Origin of the sequence: Streptomyces sp. NBC_00005, from assembly GCF_045160215.1 — a bacterium.
Taxonomy (GTDB): domain Bacteria; phylum Actinomycetota; class Actinomycetes; order Streptomycetales; family Streptomycetaceae; genus Streptomyces.
On sequence record NZ_CP108316.1, the window covers coordinates 6,251,226 to 6,268,135 of the forward strand.

Here is a 16,910-nt window from a genome sequence, read left to right on the forward strand (position 1 = left end):
TCTGGTCGAGGCCCGATCAAGGGCCTTTCCCACCCACTACGGGAGTGAACCCACATGGGTATGAAGGACCAGTTCCAGGACAAGTCGGAGCAGTGGCAGGAGCAGGCCAAGCAGAAGGCCCAGCAGGCCCGCGAGCAAGGTCAGCGTGGCCGTCAGGGCGAGGAGCGTGGCCGTCCCAGCGAGGAGCGTGGCCGCCCCGGCGAGGAGCGCACGCGTCCCGGCCAGGGCCAGGGCCAGGGTCGCGACCGCATGCGCGACGAGGAGTCGGAGCGTCTCCACCGCGAGGAGCAGGACCGCTTCGACCAGGACTACGACGCCTGACGTCGACGTCCTGCACTGACGGGAAAGGGTGCCCCTGACGAGGGGCACCCTTTCTCATGTACTCCTCGGCGGCAGCTTCGGACGAGACCGGTCCGGGACGTTCGAGTAGTCCGGGGGGGTTGCCGGAGGGTTCGTCTCCAGGAGGTCCACTGCCAGTTGGACCGCGTCGTCGAGCTGGGCGTGGCGGCCCTCCGCCCAGTCCAGGGGGGTGCGGAGGATCTCCAGGTCGGGGGTGACACCCCGGTTCTCCACGCCCCAGCCGTAGGCGTCGAACCAGGCCGCGTTCATCGGGACCGTGATCACCGTGCCGTCGCCCAGGCGGTGGCGGCCGGTCATGCCGACGACTCCGCCCCAGGTGCGCTGGCCGATGACGGGGCCGAGTTTGAGCAGCTTGATGGCTGCCGTGATCATGTCGCCGTCGGAGGACGTCGCCTCGTCCGCGAGGGCGACCACCGGACCACGCGGGGCGTTGGAGGCGTACGACACCGGCTGGGCGTTGCGGGTCAGGTCCCAGCCCAGGATCGTGCGCGTCAGTTTCTCCACCACCAACTCGCTGATGTGGCCGCCCGCGTTGCCGCGTACGTCGACGATCAGGGCGGGCCGCGACACCTCCATCCGCAGGTCTCGGTTGAACTGGGCCCAGCCCGAGCCGCCCATGTCCGGGATGTGCAGATAGCCGCAGCGGCCGCCGCTCAACTCCCGTACGACAGCCCGGCGCTTGGCCACCCAGTCCTGGTAGCGCAGGGGGCGTTCGTCGATCAGGGGGACCACGGCCACGCGGCGTGCGCGGCCCGTCTCGCCCTCCGCCGGCGTGAAGGTGAGTTCGACGGTCGTGCCGCCCGAACCGGCCAGGAGGGGGTACGGGCCCGTCGCCGGGTCCACCGGGCGGCCGTCGACGTGGGTCAGTACGGCGCCTTCCCTGATGCCGGTGCCCGCCAGCGGTGAACGCGCCTTGGAGTCCGAGGAGTCGCCCGGCAGGATCCGCCTGACCACCCACCCCTCGTCCCTGCGGACGAAGTTGGCGCCGAGCAGGCCCTGCAGGCGCTGGTAGTGCGGTGGGCCCTCGTTGCGGCGGGCGGCGGTGACGTACGCGTGCGACGTGCCCAGTTCGCCCAGGACCTCACGGAGGAGATCCGCGAACTCGTCCGGGGACGCGACCCGTTCGACCAGCGGGCGGTACTGGTCGAGCACCGCGGCCCAGTCGATGCCGCACATCCCCGGCTCCCAGAAGTAGGCGCGGATGAGGCGGCCGGCCTCCTCGTACGACTGGCGCCACTCGGCGGCCGGGTCGACCTCGTGCAGGATGCGGCGCAGGTCGATCCAGACCGTCGTGTCGCCGTCGCCGGACTCGCCGGAGGGGACGGCCCGCAGGTCGCCCTCGTCGACCACGACCAGCCGGCTGCCGTCGCCGCTGAGGGCGAACCAGTCCAGGTGATCGACGAGTTCGGACTTCTTCGCCTTGCTGATGTTGAAGTACTCGAGGGTCGGGCGGCCCGTCGTGTCGTCCGGGTTGACGAACGTCTCGCCGAGCGCGCCCGAGATCGGCCAGCGCAGCCAGACCAGGCCGCCGCCCGCCACCGGGTACAGCGCCGAGTACTTGGAGGCGGTGACCGGGAACGGGGTGACCCGGCTCTCCAGCCCCTCGATCTCGACCGTGACCGTGCCGTCGCCGCCCTCCTCGTCCTCCACCGGATCCAGGCCCCCGGCGGCGGGCCGGCCCTCCGGGTTCAGGGCGAAGGGGGAGGGCGTGGCGGAGGACAGCGGGACCAGGTAGGGGCGGCAGCCGAGCGGGAAGGACAGGTCGCCGGTGTGGACGTCGTAGACCGGGTCGAAGCCCCGCCAGGACAGGAACGCCAGGTAGCGGCCGTCCCGCGTGAACACCGGGTTCTCGTCCTCGAAGCGGCCGTTGGTCACGTCGACGATCAGCCGCTCCCCGCTTCCCTTCGGGGAGACACGGGCCATCTTGATCTGCCGCAGTGACCTGCCGATCCCCGGGTGCGACCAGGTCAGCCACCCGCCGTCGGGCGAGAAGGCGAGGTCGCGCACCGGGCCGTTGACCGAGCGGATCAGCTCCGTCACCTCTTCGTCGGAGTCCTGCGTCCCCTCGGCGGAGGCCGCATCGTCGGACACAGTGATCAGCAGCAGCCGTCCGTCGTGCGCGGCGATGGCGATGCGCTCGCCCTGCGGGTCGGCGACCAGCTCCAGGACCCGGCCCAGCTCGCCCGAGGCCAGCCGGCGCGGCGCGCGGTCGCCGGTCGCGCGCGGCAGATAGGCGATCTCGATCGCGTCCTCGCCCTCCGCGTCCGTCACATACGCGACCTGGCCGCCGGAGCCCAGCATCTCCGGCAGGCGGACCCGTACGCCCGGGGTGTCGGTGATCGTGCGGGCCGGGCCGTCGCGGTGGGTGAGCCAGTACAGGCTGCCGCGTACGACGACGGCGCTCGCGCGGCCCGTCTCGTCCACCGAGATGCCGTCCACGTGCTGGGCGGCCGGGACCTGGTACGTGCGGCGGCCCGCGCGCGGCCCGGCCAGGCGTACGTCCAGGCGGCGCGGTGCGGAGTCGGCGGCCAGGTCGTCGACGATCCACAGGTCGCCGGCGCACTGGTACACCACCCGGGTGCCGTCGCTCGCGGCGTGGCGGGCGTAGAAGGCGTCGTGGTCGGTGTGGCGGCGCAGGTCGGAGCCGTCGTAGGAACAGGAGTAGAGGTTGCCGATGCCTTCGTGGTCGGACAGGAAGGCGATCCGGCCGCCGACGAACATCGGCGAGTGCAGATGGCCCTCCAGGTCGGCGAGCAGCCGCTCGCCGTGCAGCCAGAGGCGGCCCATGGCGCCGCCCCGGTAGCGCTTCCAGGCGGCCGGTTCGTGCGGTGGGGTGCCGGTGAGCAGGAGCGTTCTGCGCTCTCCGTCGATCTCGGCGACCTGGATGTCGGAGACCGGGCCCCAGGGGAGTTTGCGGCCGGGGTCCCCGTCGCCGTCGGTGGAGACCTTGTAGGCCCAGGTGAAGTACGAGAAGGGCTCGCCGTGGGAGGCGACGGCGAGGATGTTGCCTCCTCTGCCTCCCCCCTTGCCGGCCCGGCCGCCCTGGCCGTCCCGACCTTCCTGGCCTCCTTGGCCTCCTTGGCCTCCTTGGTCTCCTTGTTCTCCTTGGTCCCCCTGGGAGGGAGTCCAGCCGCAGACCTGGGTGTCCGCCGAGCCCCAGTGCGTGAGTTGGCGGCCCGGCCCGCCGTCCACCGGCACGGTGTGGATCTCGGGGACCAGACTTCGCCAGCTCGTGTACGCGATGGTGCGGCCGTCCGGCGAGAAGCGCGGGTGGCCGACCTTCGTACGGTCGACGGTGAGGCGCCAGGCGCGCCCCGGCCCGTCGAGAGGGGACAGCCAGAGGTCGTCCTCGGCCACGAAGCACAACAGGTCACCGCTGATGTGGGGCAGGCGCAGATAGCTCACCTCCCCATGCTTTTCCGGGGGATGGACCGGAGCAACTTGTGAAAATTCCGGACGCCCCGACCGGGCGTGACTCAACACACGTACGAAACGGTTTCGTTTCTATCGGGGCTGCGCTACATTCGTCACGTACGAAGACGAAACCGTGTCGTTCGGAGTGGGAAGGGTGAGTGGCATGACTGAGGTCGCAACGGCGCGTCGCAGTCGGATCACGCCCGAGCGTGAGGCCGAGTTGTACGAGGCCGTGCTCGACCTGCTCCGGGAAGTCGGTTACGACGCCCTCACCATGGACGCCGTGGCCGCCCGCACCCGGTCCAGCAAGGCGACGCTCTACCGCCAGTGGGGCGGCAAGGCCGAGCTGGTCGCGAAGGCGGTGCGGCACAACAAGCCGGGCGGCTCGGCCGACGAGGTCGACACCGGGTCGCTCAGGGGCGACCTGCACGCCCTCACGATGCGCTCGGACGACTGCGAGATGGAGCAGAGCTCCGCGCTGATGCGTGGACTGGCCATGGCGATCCATGGCAGCCCGGATCTGCTCAAGGCGTTCCGGGAGCATCTGATCGAGCCGGAGATGGCGGAGTTCCGCCGGGTGCTGCAGCGGGCGATCGACCGGGGTGAGGTCCGTGCGGACAGCCCGGCGATCGACTTCATGATCCACATGATGATCGGCGGGTTCGCGGCCCGCTCGCTCATCGACGAGCGGCCGCCGACGCAGGACTTCCTCCTCTCGTACATCGACGCCGTGGTCCTCCCCGCCCTCACCGCGCGATAGATCCCCGCAGTTCCCCTTGGTTCCCCTTTAGTTCCCCGTAGTCCCCGAGTACCTGACGTCACCGCTCAAGTCGTCGGGACGATCACCCCTGCCCACCCTGCCGGGTTGATCACCCCTGCCCTGAAACACCACACGACCTGACCGGGAGTACGCCCTCGTGGCCACGTTCCTCTACAAACTCGGCCGGTTCGCCTTCAGGCGACGGCACTTCGTCGCACTGTTCTGGGTGGCGCTGCTGACGCTCGCGGGCGTCGGCGCGGCCAGCGCACCCGCCGCGGGCTCCACGTCCTTCTCGATCCCCGGCACCGAGGCGCAGAAGGCCTTCGACCTGCTGGAACAGCGCTTCCCCGGCACCAGCGCCGACGGAGCGACCGCCCGCGTCGTCTTCAAGGCGCCGGCCGGCGAGAAGATGACCGACTCCGCCAACAAGGCGACCGTCAAGAAGACGGTGAAGGAGCTGGCCGACGGCTCCGAGGTCACCTCCGTCGCCGACCCCTACAAGGCGAACGCCGTCAGCAAGGACGGCTCGGTCGCCTACGCGTCCGTGAAGTACAAGGTCTCCGGCATGGAGCTCAAGGACGCCTCGCGGGACGCTCTGGAGGACACCGCCCAGCAGGCGCGGGGCTCCGGGCTGACCGTCGAGATCGGCGGTGACGCGCTGCAGACGACGCCCGAGACGGGCTCCACCGAGGTCATCGGCATCGCGGTCGCCGCCGTCGTCCTCGTCGTCACCTTCGGCTCGCTGATAGCGGCCGGACTGCCGCTGCTGACGGCGCTCATCGGCGTGGGCATCGGCGTCTCGACGATCACGGCCCTGGCGAACGTGCTGGACCTCGGCTCCACGACGTCCACGCTCGCGATGATGATCGGCCTCGCGGTCGGTATCGACTACGCCCTGTTCATCGTCTCCCGCTTCCGGGCCGAGCTGGCCGAGGGCCGGGAACGCGAGGAGGCGGCGGGGCGGGCCGTCGGCACGGCGGGCTCCGCGGTGGTCTTCGCCGGCCTGACGGTCGTGATCGCGCTGGTCGGTCTGTCCGTCGTCAACATCCCGATGCTGACGAAGATGGGCATCGCGGCCGCCGGTACGGTGGCGATCGCGGTCTTCATCGCGCTGACCCTGATCCCGGCGCTGCTCGGGTACGCGGGCCGGAAGGTGAAGCCGGCGGGCGAGAAGAGCAAGCTGCTGGGCGGTGCGCGCGCCGCCAGGAAGGCGTCCACAGGCAAGCCGAACATGGGCACGCGCTGGGCGAGCTTCGTCGTACGGCGTCCGGTCGCCGTCCTGCTGCTGGGAGTTGTCGGCCTGGGTGCCGCGGCCGTCCCGGCGTCCTCGCTGGAACTGGGCTTGGGCGACGACGGCTCGCAGCCGACGTCCACGACCCAGCGCCGGGCGTACGACCTGCTGTCCGAGGGCTTCGGGCCCGGGTTCAACGGCCCCCTGATGATCGCTGTCGACGCGAAGGCGAGCGACTCGCCCAAGGATGCAGTGTCCAGGGTCACCGACGACATCAAGGGCCTCAAGGATGTCGTGACCGTCACGCCGGCGCAGTTCAACAAGTCCGGCGACACGGCGATGATCACGGTCATCCCGAACTCCCAGCCGTCCTCGGTCAAGACCGAGGACCTGGTCCACTCCATCCGTGACGCGGGCGTGGACATCAAGGCCGACACGGACGCGAAGGTGCTGGTCACCGGCTCGACGGCGATGAACATCGACGTCTCGCAGAAACTGAACGACGCGCTGATCCCCTATCTGGTCCTGGTCGTCGGCCTGGCGTTCCTCCTGCTGATCGTCGTCTTCCGCTCGATCCTGGTCCCGCTGAAGGCGGCCCTCGGCTTCCTGCTGAGCGTGATGGCGGCCCTGGGCGCCGTGGTCGCGGTCTTCCAATGGGGCTGGCTGTCCGGCCTGCTGGGCGTCGAGGAGACCGGTCCGGTCATGTCGATGATGCCGATCTTCATGGTGGGTGTCGTCTTCGGCCTCGCGATGGACTACGAGGTGTTCCTCGTGACCCGGATGCGGGAGGCGTACGTCCACGGGGAGAAGCCCAGCCAGGCCGTGGTGACCGGCTTCAAGTACGGTGCGCGGGTCGTGACCGCGGCGGCCGTGATCATGATGGCGGTCTTCGCGGGCTTCATCGGCTCCAGCGAGTCGATGATCAAGATGATCGGCTTCGGCCTCGCGATCGCGGTCTTCTTCGACGCGTTCGTCGTGCGGATGGCGATCGTCCCGGCGGTACTGGCGCTGCTCGGGAAGAAGGCATGGTGGCTGCCGAAGTGGCTGGACCGGGTGCTGCCCAACGTGGATGTCGAGGGCGAGGGTCTGAAGAACCTCGGCGGCGGCTCGAAGGACACGGATCCGGACGAGGACCGGGAGCTGGTGCGGGCCTGACGCCCGTACGTACGGCGGCCTCCTGAACCCATGGTGTAGTGCGCTACACCATGGGTTCGGGAGGCCGCTCTCTCGTTGCGGCGGGCGCCGGACGGGATCGTGGAGGACAGATCGCAGGACATCCCCTCCCCTTCTCCCGTAAGGAAAAACAGCCGTGAACTCTCCCTTCGCCGCCGTCAGGAAGTTCGTCGCCAACGCGCTCCTGTGGAGCTCTTTCGCCGCCGGTCTCGCCGCGAGCGTCGGCGCGGGCGCCGTTCTCGACGGCGACCAGAAGAACATCGCCACCGTCGTCGGAGGCGTCGTCGCGATGATCGCCGGCTCGCTGATCGCGAAGAAGCCGAAGATCAAGGCCTTCCTGGGCCGGCCCGGCACGCTCTGGTTCCTGTTCCTCTTCAACGGCGCCACCGCCGCGGCCATGTACCTCACGATGGACGGCGTGAAGGGCGTCATCGGCGCCGCGTGCATGGGCCTGGTCTCGCTGGGCGCGGCGGGCGGGCTGGTGGCGGGGCGGCGGAAGCGGGCGGAGACGGCGGCCCTGCGGGCCTGATCGCGGAGCGGTTGTCAGTGGCGGGGTCTAGCGTGATCGTCATGACCACACTGCCTGAGCGACCCCACACGGCCCTGCTCGTCATCGACGTTCAGAAGGGCGTCGTGGCCGATGCCCACCAGCGCGACACGATCGTCGCGGGCATCGGCACCCTCGTCGACAAGGCGCGCGAGGAGGGCATACCGGTCGTCTGGGTCCAGCACTCCGACGACGGCCTGGTGAAGGGCAGCGAAGCCTGGGAGTACGTCCCCGAGCTGACCCGCCGCGCCACCGAACCCCTGGTCCACAAGAACTTCGGCGACTCCTTCGAGGGCACCGAGCTGGAGGACGTCCTCGCCGGCGCCGGCGTCGGACACCTCGTGGTCACCGGCGCGGAGACCGACGCCTGCATCCGCTCCACGATCCACGGCGCCTTCACCCGTGGCTACGACGTCACACTCGTCGCGGACGCCCACACGGCGAACGACAACAGCGAGTGGGGCGCCCCGCCGCCGGACCAGGTCATCGCCCACACGAACCTGTACTGGCAGTGGCAGTCGGCGCCGGGACGCACGGCGGCGGTGGCGAAGACGAAGGACGTCACGTTCTCCTGAGACCTCACACCCTCAGCTCCGCCCACACCGTCTTGCGTGGATACGGCCCCTCCGCCACGCCCCACCGGTCCGCCAGGGCGTCCACCAGGACGAGCCCGCGGCCCGACTCCGCCTCCAATCCGCCCGGCGCAAGGCGGGGCAGGCGGTCACCCCGGGTGTCCGACACCTCGATACGGAGGGTGTCGGCCACGATGTAGAGGGTCACGCGGAAGTCCCTTCCCGGTACCCGCCCGTGCGTCGCCGCGTTGGCCGCCAGCTCGGCGACGACCTGCGTCGCCTTCTCCAACGGGACTTCCCAGGTGCGGAGTTGCTCCGCCGCCAGGAGGTGGGCGATGCGGGCACCGCGGGGTGTGGGGGACAGGAGGACCGTGAAGTTGCGGATGGGGTTCTCGAGTTGGCGGTGGGCCTCGACGGTTCCTTGATTCATGTCACTCAGCGTGGCCGGTTCTGCCTACTCTGATCAGTAGCTGGGCGTGTACGTAGGGTTACTGTCCCGGCTTTGTCCTGTGCTGTCTCGGCTGTCTCGGGAGTTGTACGGGTACCAGTGCGCGGTGGAGGTGGGGCATGAACGAGGTTGCGGACGAGGCGGGTTGGGATGTTCAGCCTGGGGACGAGATCGCGCCGTTGGTGGAGGCCGTGGGCCGCTTGCTCAGGCTGTGCCGGGAAGCGGCGGGCGTGCGGGTGGCCGATTTCGCGGAGGCCATGCGCTATGGCGAAGACATGATCCGGAAGATCGAGCGAGGGGCGCGGATTCCTCGGCCGGAATTCCTGGACAGGGCGGATGAGGCGCTGCGTGCGGGCGGCCATCTCAAGGCGTTCATGGAGGACATGCGGAAGGCCCGCTATCCGAAGAAGGTGCGGGAGTTGGCGGATATGGAGGAGCGGGCCGTCGAGTTGCTGATGTACGGCAACTACGACCTCCATGGGCTGCTCCAGACCGAGGAATACATCCGGGCGCTGCTCGCCACATGGCGTCCCGCCTACCTGCCGGACGAGCTGGAGCGCATGGTGGCTGCGCGCATGGCTCGAAAGAGCATCTTCGAGCGCTCGCCGGCGCCGGAACTCAGCTTCGTCCAGGAAGAGGTGACGCTGCGACGCCCGATCGGCGACACAATGGTGTTGCGCCGACAGCTCGAACATCTGCTGGAGGTGGCTCGGTTGCCTTCCGTGGAGCTTCAGGTGATTCCGACGGCCCGCGCGAACCACCCCGGCACGGGAGGCCGGATCCAGGTGCTGAAGTTCGGCGACGGCACCGGAGTCGGGCGCACCGATGGCGACTTCGGAGGTCGGCCGGTGTCAGATCCTCGGCAGCTTCAAGTCCTCGATCTCCGATATGGCATCATCCGAGCTCAGGCGCTCACGCCAGAGGAGTCTCTGGCCTTCATCGAGCAAGCGCTGGGAGAACTATGAGCACCCCGGAACTCCGCTGGTTCAAGAGCAGCTACAGCGACAGCAGCAATGGCAACGACTGCGTCGAGATGGCGACCACCCCCGCCACCATCCACATCCGCGACTCCAAGACCCCCGAAACCCCCCACCTCACCGTCACCCCGGCGGCCTGGTCGGCTTTCCTCGGCGGTGTTTCCGAGTAACGGAGAACTCGGTCGCGTGCCTCGTACACGTACCGCTAGCGTGCCGTGCATGACGACCGCCGATGAGACCGATCGCTCCGGAGCCAACCCCCGTTTCGCCGACGCCCTGCGCGAACTGGGGCTCGACGACCTGCACAGCCGTATCCGCCGCTTTCCGGACGCGACCCGTACCGCCGTCGAGGCCGCCGCCGCGATCGGCTGCGAGTTGAGCCAGATCTGCAAGTCGCTGATCTTCGCGGCGGACGGGGTGCCGGTGCTGGTGCTCATGGACGGGGCGTCGCGGGTGGACGTCGAGCGGGTGCGGCAGGAACTCGGTGCCGAGAAGGTGACGCGGGCCAAGGCGGACGTCGTACGGGAGACGACCGGGTACGCCATCGGCGGAGTGCCGCCCTTCGGGCACCGGACGAAGACCCGGGTGCTGGCTGATCGCTCGCTGCTCGGGCACGACCTCGTCTGGGCCGCGGCCGGCAATCCGCACGCCGTCTTCCCCATGGAGCCCAAGGACCTCGTCGCCCACGCCGGTGCCACCCTCGTGGACGTGCGCGAGCACACCTCGTGACGCCGCTGGTCGCCGCCGCCGTCCTGTTCGCCGCGGTCACGCACGCCAGTTGGAACGCGATCGCCCACCAGATCACCGACAAGCTGGTCGGGTTCACCCTGATCGCCGGTGGCGGCATGCTCATCGGGCTGGCGATGGTGCCGTTCGTGGCGTTCCCGAAGAGCGACGCATGGCCGTATCTCATCGGCTCCGCCTTCATCCACGTCGCGTACTACGTGCTGCTCATGCGGTCCTTCCGGCTCGGCGACTTCGGGCAGGCGTACCCCATCGCACGCGGCACCGCGCCGCTCGTGGTCACGCTCCTCGCCGCCCTCTTCGCACACGAGGTGCCGAACGGCTGGGCGGCCGCGGGGATCACGCTGTCCTGCGCGGGCCTGACCGGCGTCGCGCTGTGGGGGCTGCGCGGCAGTCACCCCAACTGGGCGGCGATCGGCGCGGCACTCGCCACCGGGCTGACCATCGCGGCGTACACGGTCGTGGACGGTCTGGGCGTACGGGCCTCCGGCTCCTCCCTCGGCTACATCGCCTGGCTGATGGCGGTGGAGGGAGTGGCGATCCCCCTGTACGCCCTCACCCGCCGGCGCGGCGAACTCCTCACCGTCCTGCGGCCGTTCGCGGGCCTGGGGCTGCTGGGCGCCGCCCTGTCCGTCCTCGCGTACGGGCTGGTCCTGTGGGCCCAGACCAAGGCGGAACTGGCCCCGATCGCGGCCCTGCGCGAGTCGTCGATCATCGTCGGGGCCGCGATAGGAGCCGTGTTCTTCAAGGAACGGTTCGGAGCGCCCCGCATAGCGGCGGCGATGCTCCTGGTGGCGGGGATCGGCCTGATGCTGCGGGCCGGTTAGGGCAGGCCCTACGGCCGTACCGCCACCGCGTCCACCTCGAACAGCATCCCCGGCAGTGCGAGCGAGGCGACACCGCTCAGTGTCTGGGCCGGCAGGCGGTCCCCGAAGCGGGCGTGCAGCGCTTCGCCCAGGACCTCCAGCTTGGCGAGGTCGTGGTCCACGATGAACGTGCCGAGGCGTACGACGTGCTCGTAGCCGAGACCCACCCCCGCCAGCGCCTGCCCCAGCCGGTCGAAGGCCAGGTCCACCTGCGCGGCGAAGTGGCCGGGCACGGGCGCGCCCGTCGCGTCGGAGGCGTACTGGCCGCCGATGAAGACGAGTTCGCCGGGCGCGGAGACGGCGTGGCTGTAGCCGAACGGCGTCGGGTCGTGGAGCGCGGGCGGGTTGGTGATGGTGCGTGGGTCGGGCGTCATGAACGGTCGAACGCCCCGGCCCGCCCCGTCCATTCCACCGGGCCGTTCCACCGGGCCCGCCCCGGCCGTTCCGTCGGCGGTTCCTCCGTCCCAGTGGTGCGTACGGGCCCTTCGAGGAGCACTCTGGAAGCAGGTGTTCCGGAGGTGATCGTCATGATGCACACCACTGTGGGATGGCATGTCGAGATGGAGTTCCAGGAGGACGAGCAGCACACCCGGGCGGTCGCGATGGTCCGCTTGCCCGACGGGACCGAGGTACGGGCCCACGGTCACGCGAGCCGTCACCAGAGCGACTCGAATCAGCCGAGGGTGGGTGAGGAGATCGCCGGTGCGCGGGCGCTGAACGAACTCGCGATGCAGATGCTGACCAAGGCACACGGAGAGATCGACTCGGCGTCGGGCCGGACCTCGCACTCGATCAACGTCTGACCTACGCCGGTACGGCGGACACCGCGCTTCGTACCGCCCTGACCAGGGCCTGCGCCCGCGGGTCCGCCGTCACGCTCTTGCGGAAGCCGTTCGTCACATAGCCGAAGGCGATGCCGGAGTCGGGGTCGGCGAATCCGAGGGCGCCGCCGCGGCCGGGGTGGCCGAAGGAGGTGGGGGACAGGAGCGGGGAGGCCGCTCCGTGCAGCATGTAGCCGAGGCCGAACCGCGTGCCCACCACGAGTACGCGGTCCGGGCCCGCGCTGCGCTCGGTGCGGGCCAGTTCCACCGTCTCCGGCGTGAACAGGCGTGTCCCGCCGTCCAGTTCGCCGGACAGCGAGGCGTAGAAACGGGCCAGGCCGTCCGCCGTGGCGATGCCGTTTGAGGCGGGCAGGGCGGCGGCGCGGTAGCCGGGGTCGTTCTCGTCGGGGAGCGGGGTGATCGCGGCGAAGGCCCGGCGGGTGAGCGAGGCCGGGTCCGCGTAGGCGTCGGCGACCGCCTTCTTGGGGCGCGTCCGCAGCGTGCCGGCCGGGTCCGCCGGCGGGTCGACCTGGGCGACCCGGCCCACCCGCGCCGCCTCGCTCCTGGGCAGTCCCAGCCACAGATCCGCTCCGACCGGCCCGGCGATCTCGTCCGCGATCCACTCGCCCACCGTCCGGCCGGTGATCCGCCGGACCAGCTCGCCCGTCAGCCAGCTGTACGTCTGCGCGTGATACCCGTGGTCCGTGCCCGGCTCCCAGACCGGTGCCTGCGCCGCGACCGCCTCGGCACCGAGGTCGGGGTCCGCGGCCTGGGCGGGCGTGAGCGGGCGGTCCAGGACGGGTACGCCCGCGCGGTGGGCGAGCACATGCCACACCCGCGTCCGCTCCTTGCCCGCCGCCTTGAACTCGGGCCAGTACTCACCGACCGGCGCGTCCAGGTCCAGGTCCCCGCGCTGCCGCAACAGCAGCAGTACGGCGGCGGCCACACCCTTGGTCGCCGAGCGCACGATCTGCGCGGTGCCCTGCTCCCAGGGTTCGGTGCCGTCGACGTCCTTCGTGCCGCCCCACAGGTCGACGACCTTGCGCCCGTCGCGGTAGACGGCGACGGCCGCGCCCCGGTCGCCCAGCACCTCGAAGTTGCGCACGAACGCGTCCCTGACCGGCTCGAAGCCCCCGGCCACCGCACCGTTCACGTCCACGCCCGCACTTCCCTCCGGATCACCTACGACTGCGGGGGCAACACCCCCGTACAGCCTGCGATTCCCCGGTGTCGCTACCCCAACAGGATCGTTACGTCGATGTTGCCGCGCGTCGCATTCGAGTACGGGCACACCTCGTGCGCCGCGTCCACGAGCTTCGCCGCGACGTCCGCGTCCAGGACCGGGAGTGAGACGCTGAGGGCGACCGCGAGGCCGTAACCGCGCTGCTTGTTCGGGCCGATGCCGACCTTCGCGGCGACCGTGGAGCCGGTGAGGTCGAAGCCGGAACGGCGGCCGACCAGCACCAGCGCGTTGTGGAAGCAGGAGCTGTAGCCGGCCGCGAAGAGCTGCTCCGGGTTGGTGCCGTTGCCGTCACCGCCGAGCTCCGGCGGCATCGCGACCTTCAGCTCGATCTGCCCGTCCTGGCTGGTGACGTAGCCGTCCCGGCCGCCGTGCGCGGTCGCCTCGGCGACGTACATGATCTTCGACGGACGGGTGTCGACGGCGGTCTCGTCACTCACGGCGCTCATGGCTGGCCCCCCAAAACGAATGCGCACAAGTACATCGTGCACAAGATACTGGCCAGTAGGTAGTGCGGGAATGACCAGGGGGTGGCAACTGCGGGTAACAGGAGGTCAGTGGGGGCGCTCGGCTGCCTCGTGCGCTCTCTGCGCGAGCCGCCACAACTCCTCGCGCAGCTTCGCCACGTCCGCGCCCTCCAGCCCCGTCGCCGCGATCAGGGCTCCGGGGACGCGTGCCGCGCGCTCCCGCAGTTGCTCGCCGCGCCCCGTGCACGCCACCAGCACCGAGCGCTCGTCGTGCGCCGCGCGCTCCCGGCGCACGAAACCCGCCGCCTCCAGCCGCTTGAGCAGCGGCGACACCGTGCCGTAGTCGAGCCGCAGGGCCGCTGCCAGTTCCTTGACGGTGCTCTCGCCGCGCTCCCACAGGACGAGGAGCACGAGGTACTGCGGGTAGGTGAGGCCGAGTTCCTCCAGCACCGGACGGTACGCGGCCGTCACCGCGCGCTGCGCGGCGTACAACGCGAAGCACAGCTGGTCGTCGAGCAGCAGCGAGCCCTCGGCCGCCGTATGGTCCTCGTTCGTCACGCGCCCATTGTCACGGACGGCCGGTGCCCGCCGTCACCGAACGCGGATCGAAGCCGAAGGGCAGCTCCAGGCGGTGGGCGCGCATCAGGTCCTCGTCAGACAGCAGATCCGCCGTCTTCCCGTCCGCCGCGATCACGCCCTCGCTCAGAATCAGGGAGCGGGGGCACAGCTCCAGGGCGTACGGCAGGTCGTGCGTGACCATGAGGACGGTGACGTCCAACGAGCGCAGGATGTCGGCCAGTTCGCGGCGCGAGGCCGGGTCGAGGTTGGAGGAGGGCTCGTCCAGGACGAGGATCTCCGGCTCCATGGCGAGTACGGTCGCCACGGCCACCCGGCGCCGCTGCCCGAAGGAGAGGTGGTGCGGGGGCCGCTCCTTGAACTCGGCCATGCCGACCTGCGCGAGCGCCCGGTCCACGCGCTCCTCCAGCTCCGGGCCCTTCAGCCCGGCCGCGGCCGGGCCGAACGCCACGTCCTCGCGGACCGTCGGCATGAACAGCTGGTCGTCCGGGTCCTGGAAGACGATGCCGACCTTGCGGCGGATCTCGGCCATGTGCCGCTTGCCGACGGGCAGTCCGGCGACCGTCACGGTGCCCGCGCCGCCGGTCAGGATGCCGTTGAGGTGCAGCACGAGGGTCGTCTTGCCGGCGCCGTTCGGACCGAGCAGCGCGACCCGTTCGCCGCGCTCGACCCGGAAGTCCACGCCGAACAGGGCCTGGTGGCCGTCGGGGTAGGCGAAGGCGAGGCCGGAGACCTCCAGGGAAGCAGGAGAAGCAGTACTCACAGGGCCCATCCCAACACGCAGACGACAAGGGCGGCGACGGGGAGCGTGAGGGCGTACGACCACTGCGCCCGGGACGCGGTCACCTCGTCGATCACCGGCATCGAACCGGCGTAACCGCGGCTGACCATGGCCAGATGCACGCGCTCGCCGCGCTCGTAGGAGCGGATGAACAGCGCGCCCGCCGACTTCGCGAGCACGCCCCACTGCCGCACCCCGCGCGCCTCGAACCCGCGCGACTCCCGTGCGATCCGCATCCGCCGCATCTCGTCCGTGATGACGTCGCCGTAGCGGATCATGAAGGACGCGATCTGCACGAGAAGCGGCGGGAGCTTCAACCGCTGCAGTCCCAGCAGGAGTTCGCGCAGTTCCGTGGTGGAGGCCAGCAGCACCGACGCGGCGACGCCGAGCGTGCCCTTGGCGAGCACGTTCCACGCCCCCCACAGGCCGTTGACGCTCAGCGACAGCCCCAGGACGTCCACCCGCTCGCCCTCCGCCACGAACGGCATCAGCACGGCGAACGCGACGAACGGCACCTCGATCAGCAGCCGCTTGAGCAGGAAACCGGCCGGCACGCGCGCGAGGTACGCGACGGCGGCAAGGAGTACGGCGTACAGGCCGAACGCCCACATCGCCTCCCGCGGCGTCGACACCACGACCACCACGAACGCGAAGGCGGCGGCCAGCTTGGTGTGCGGCGGCAGTGTGTGCACGGGGGAGTGCCCGTGCCGGTAGAGCCTGTGTGCGTGCCCGGCGCCCATGTCAGACGCTGCTCGTGCTCGCCGGCGACACCGCGGAGGCGTCGGCCGTACGGCGCCTGCGCACCGCCCAGAACACCGTGCTGCCCGCGACGACGGTCACGCCGACGCCGATCACGCCCGCCAGCCCCCCGGACAGGCGGGCGCTCTCGACGTCCTTGACGCCGTAGTCGGCGAGCGGGGAGTCGGAAGACGCGTGCTTCTCGGTCTTCCTGTCGATGCCCTTGTCCCGGGCGACCTTCTCCAGGCCGTCGGGGTTCGAGGAGGCGTAGAAGCTGACGAACCCGGCCAGGACGAGAGAGGTGACCAGGCCGATCGCCCACACCTTGCGGTGCGAGCGGGCGGCGACCGGGACCGCCGCCGGCCCGGCGGCGGGGGCGTCGACGAGCTCGCCGTTCACCCGCAGCTTGAGCTTCTGCTCCAGTCCGCGCGCGCCGTACACGAGATCCGGGCGTACGGCGATGACCGCGCCGACGGTCAGCGCCGTGATGGCCGCCTCGCCGATGCCGATCAGGACGTGTACGCCGATCATCGCCGTGGCGACCTTGCCGATGGCGATGTCGGTGGTGCCGCCGACGGCGTAGACGAGCGTGAAGGTGACCGCGGCGGCCGGTACCGAGAGGAGCGCGGCGACGAAGGAGGCGACGGTGATCGAGCGCCGCTTGCGGGGCAGCACCTTCACCAGACCGCGGAAGACGGCGTATCCGACGACCGTCGTGACGATCGCCATGTCCGTGATGTTCACGCCGAGCGCGGTCAGACCGCCGTCCGCGAACAGGATGCCCTGCATGAGCAGGACCACGGAGACGCAGAGAACCCCGGTGCAGGGCCCGACGAGTATCGCGGCGAGCGCGCCGCCGAGCAGATGGCCGCTGGTCCCCGCCGCGACGGGGAAGTTCAGCATCTGCACGGCGAAGATGAACGCCGCGACGAGGCCGGCCAGCGGCGCGGTGCGCTCGTCGAGCTCGCGGCGTGCGCCGCGCAGGCTCACGGCGATCGCACCCGCGGCGACGACACCGGTCACGGCGGAGGCAGGGGCGTTGATGAATCCGTCAGGCACATGCACCGTTCGATAATAGAGGCTTATTGCGAACGCTTTGCAAGAGCTAGACGCTCGTGCATCGTGCAGGGGGCGTCACCCGCGGGGCCTCCCCTGTGGGACGTCAGTCATGAGTTTGTCCGGCGCCAGGGGGCAT

19 protein-coding genes are annotated in these 16,910 nt (G+C 70.4%); 10 read left to right on the plus strand and 9 right to left on the minus strand.

The window, feature by feature from the left end; genetic code table 11:
- Positions 1-54: 54 nt before the first annotated feature.
- Complete coding sequence (locus tag OG303_RS28805) at positions 55-321, plus strand: hypothetical protein (protein WP_405871954.1); 267 nt, start codon at positions 55-57, stop codon at positions 319-321.
- Positions 322-375: 54 nt separating this feature from the next.
- On the opposite strand, the gene OG303_RS28810 is transcribed toward OG303_RS28805, so the two are convergent.
- On the minus strand, positions 376-3,765 hold the full coding sequence (locus OG303_RS28810) for a S41 family peptidase (protein WP_405871955.1): 3,390 nt from the start codon (positions 3,763-3,765) through the stop codon (positions 376-378).
- 172 nt (positions 3,766-3,937) lie between these two features.
- Here OG303_RS28810 and OG303_RS28815 point away from each other — a divergent pair, with 172 nt between their 5' ends.
- From OG303_RS28815 to OG303_RS28830, 4 genes are all read left to right on the plus strand, one after another.
- Positions 3,938-4,534 carry a TetR/AcrR family transcriptional regulator gene (locus OG303_RS28815; RefSeq protein ID WP_405871956.1) on the plus strand — a complete coding sequence of 199 codons (597 nt, stop codon included), beginning with the start codon at positions 3,938-3,940 and terminating at the stop codon, positions 4,532-4,534.
- Between the two features lie 157 nt (positions 4,535-4,691).
- Positions 4,692-6,920, plus strand: coding sequence for an MMPL family transporter (locus tag OG303_RS28820; RefSeq protein WP_405871957.1), 2,229 nt, complete (start codon positions 4,692-4,694; stop codon positions 6,918-6,920).
- Between the two features lie 154 nt (positions 6,921-7,074).
- Positions 7,075-7,467: a hypothetical protein gene (locus OG303_RS28825; protein WP_405871958.1), complete on the plus strand. Its 393-nt coding sequence runs from the start codon at positions 7,075-7,077 to the stop codon at positions 7,465-7,467.
- A gap of 41 nt (positions 7,468-7,508) precedes the next feature.
- Positions 7,509-8,060, plus strand: a complete 552-nt coding sequence (locus tag OG303_RS28830; RefSeq protein ID WP_405871959.1) for a cysteine hydrolase family protein — start codon at positions 7,509-7,511, stop codon at positions 8,058-8,060.
- Between the two features lie 4 nt (positions 8,061-8,064).
- Here the strand turns inward: OG303_RS28830 and OG303_RS28835 are convergent, their stop codons facing one another.
- Positions 8,065-8,487, minus strand: a complete 423-nt coding sequence (locus OG303_RS28835; RefSeq protein ID WP_405871960.1) for an ATP-binding protein — start codon at positions 8,485-8,487, stop codon at positions 8,065-8,067.
- A 137-nt stretch (positions 8,488-8,624) separates the two neighbouring features.
- Between OG303_RS28835 and OG303_RS28840 the strand changes: the two genes are divergently transcribed.
- Genes OG303_RS28840 through OG303_RS28855 form a run of 4 tightly spaced genes read left to right on the plus strand, consistent with a single transcriptional unit; the run spans position 8,625 to position 11,053 of the window.
- Entirely contained in the window at positions 8,625-9,470 is an 846-nt protein-coding gene (locus tag OG303_RS28840; RefSeq protein ID WP_405871961.1) for a helix-turn-helix domain-containing protein, read from the plus strand.
- Entirely contained in the window at positions 9,467-9,652 is a 186-nt protein-coding gene (locus tag OG303_RS28845; protein WP_405871962.1) for a DUF397 domain-containing protein, read from the plus strand. Before OG303_RS28840 ends, OG303_RS28845 begins: the two co-directional genes overlap by 4 nt.
- Before the next feature lie 49 nt (positions 9,653-9,701).
- Positions 9,702-10,211, plus strand: coding sequence for a YbaK/EbsC family protein (locus tag OG303_RS28850; protein ID WP_405871963.1), 510 nt, complete (start codon positions 9,702-9,704; stop codon positions 10,209-10,211).
- On the plus strand, positions 10,208-11,053 hold the full coding sequence (locus OG303_RS28855; protein ID WP_405871964.1) for an EamA family transporter: 846 nt from the start codon (positions 10,208-10,210) through the stop codon (positions 11,051-11,053). Before OG303_RS28850 ends, OG303_RS28855 begins: the two co-directional genes overlap by 4 nt.
- Before the next feature lie 8 nt (positions 11,054-11,061).
- On the opposite strand, the gene OG303_RS28860 is transcribed toward OG303_RS28855, so the two are convergent.
- On the minus strand, positions 11,062-11,466 hold the full coding sequence (locus OG303_RS28860; RefSeq protein ID WP_405871965.1) for a RidA family protein: 405 nt from the start codon (positions 11,464-11,466) through the stop codon (positions 11,062-11,064).
- Between the two features lie 153 nt (positions 11,467-11,619).
- On the opposite strand from OG303_RS28860, the gene OG303_RS28865 reads away from it, so the two are divergent.
- Positions 11,620-11,895, plus strand: coding sequence for a DUF1876 domain-containing protein (locus OG303_RS28865; RefSeq protein ID WP_405871966.1), 276 nt, complete (start codon positions 11,620-11,622; stop codon positions 11,893-11,895).
- Position 11,896: 1 nt separating this feature from the next.
- On the opposite strand, the gene OG303_RS28870 is transcribed toward OG303_RS28865, so the two are convergent.
- From OG303_RS28870 to OG303_RS28895, 6 genes are all read right to left on the minus strand, one after another.
- Positions 11,897-13,072: a serine hydrolase domain-containing protein gene (locus tag OG303_RS28870; RefSeq protein WP_405871967.1), complete on the minus strand. Its 1,176-nt coding sequence runs from the start codon at positions 13,070-13,072 to the stop codon at positions 11,897-11,899.
- 74 nt (positions 13,073-13,146) lie between these two features.
- Positions 13,147-13,593, minus strand: a complete 447-nt coding sequence (locus tag OG303_RS28875; protein WP_405877532.1) for an organic hydroperoxide resistance protein — start codon at positions 13,591-13,593, stop codon at positions 13,147-13,149.
- A gap of 114 nt (positions 13,594-13,707) precedes the next feature.
- Entirely contained in the window at positions 13,708-14,178 is a 471-nt protein-coding gene (locus OG303_RS28880; protein WP_405871968.1) for a MarR family winged helix-turn-helix transcriptional regulator, read from the minus strand.
- Positions 14,179-14,188: 10 nt separating this feature from the next.
- Positions 14,189-14,968: an energy-coupling factor ABC transporter ATP-binding protein gene (locus tag OG303_RS28885; protein ID WP_405871969.1), complete on the minus strand. Its 780-nt coding sequence runs from the start codon at positions 14,966-14,968 to the stop codon at positions 14,189-14,191.
- Positions 14,956-15,717: a cobalt ECF transporter T component CbiQ gene (gene cbiQ / locus OG303_RS28890; protein ID WP_405871970.1), complete on the minus strand. Its 762-nt coding sequence runs from the start codon at positions 15,715-15,717 to the stop codon at positions 14,956-14,958. Before cbiQ ends, OG303_RS28885 begins: the two co-directional genes overlap by 13 nt.
- Position 15,718: 1 nt before the next feature.
- Positions 15,719-16,780: an energy-coupling factor ABC transporter permease gene (locus tag OG303_RS28895; RefSeq protein WP_405871972.1), complete on the minus strand. Its 1,062-nt coding sequence runs from the start codon at positions 16,778-16,780 to the stop codon at positions 15,719-15,721.
- Positions 16,781-16,910 lie beyond the last annotated feature (130 nt).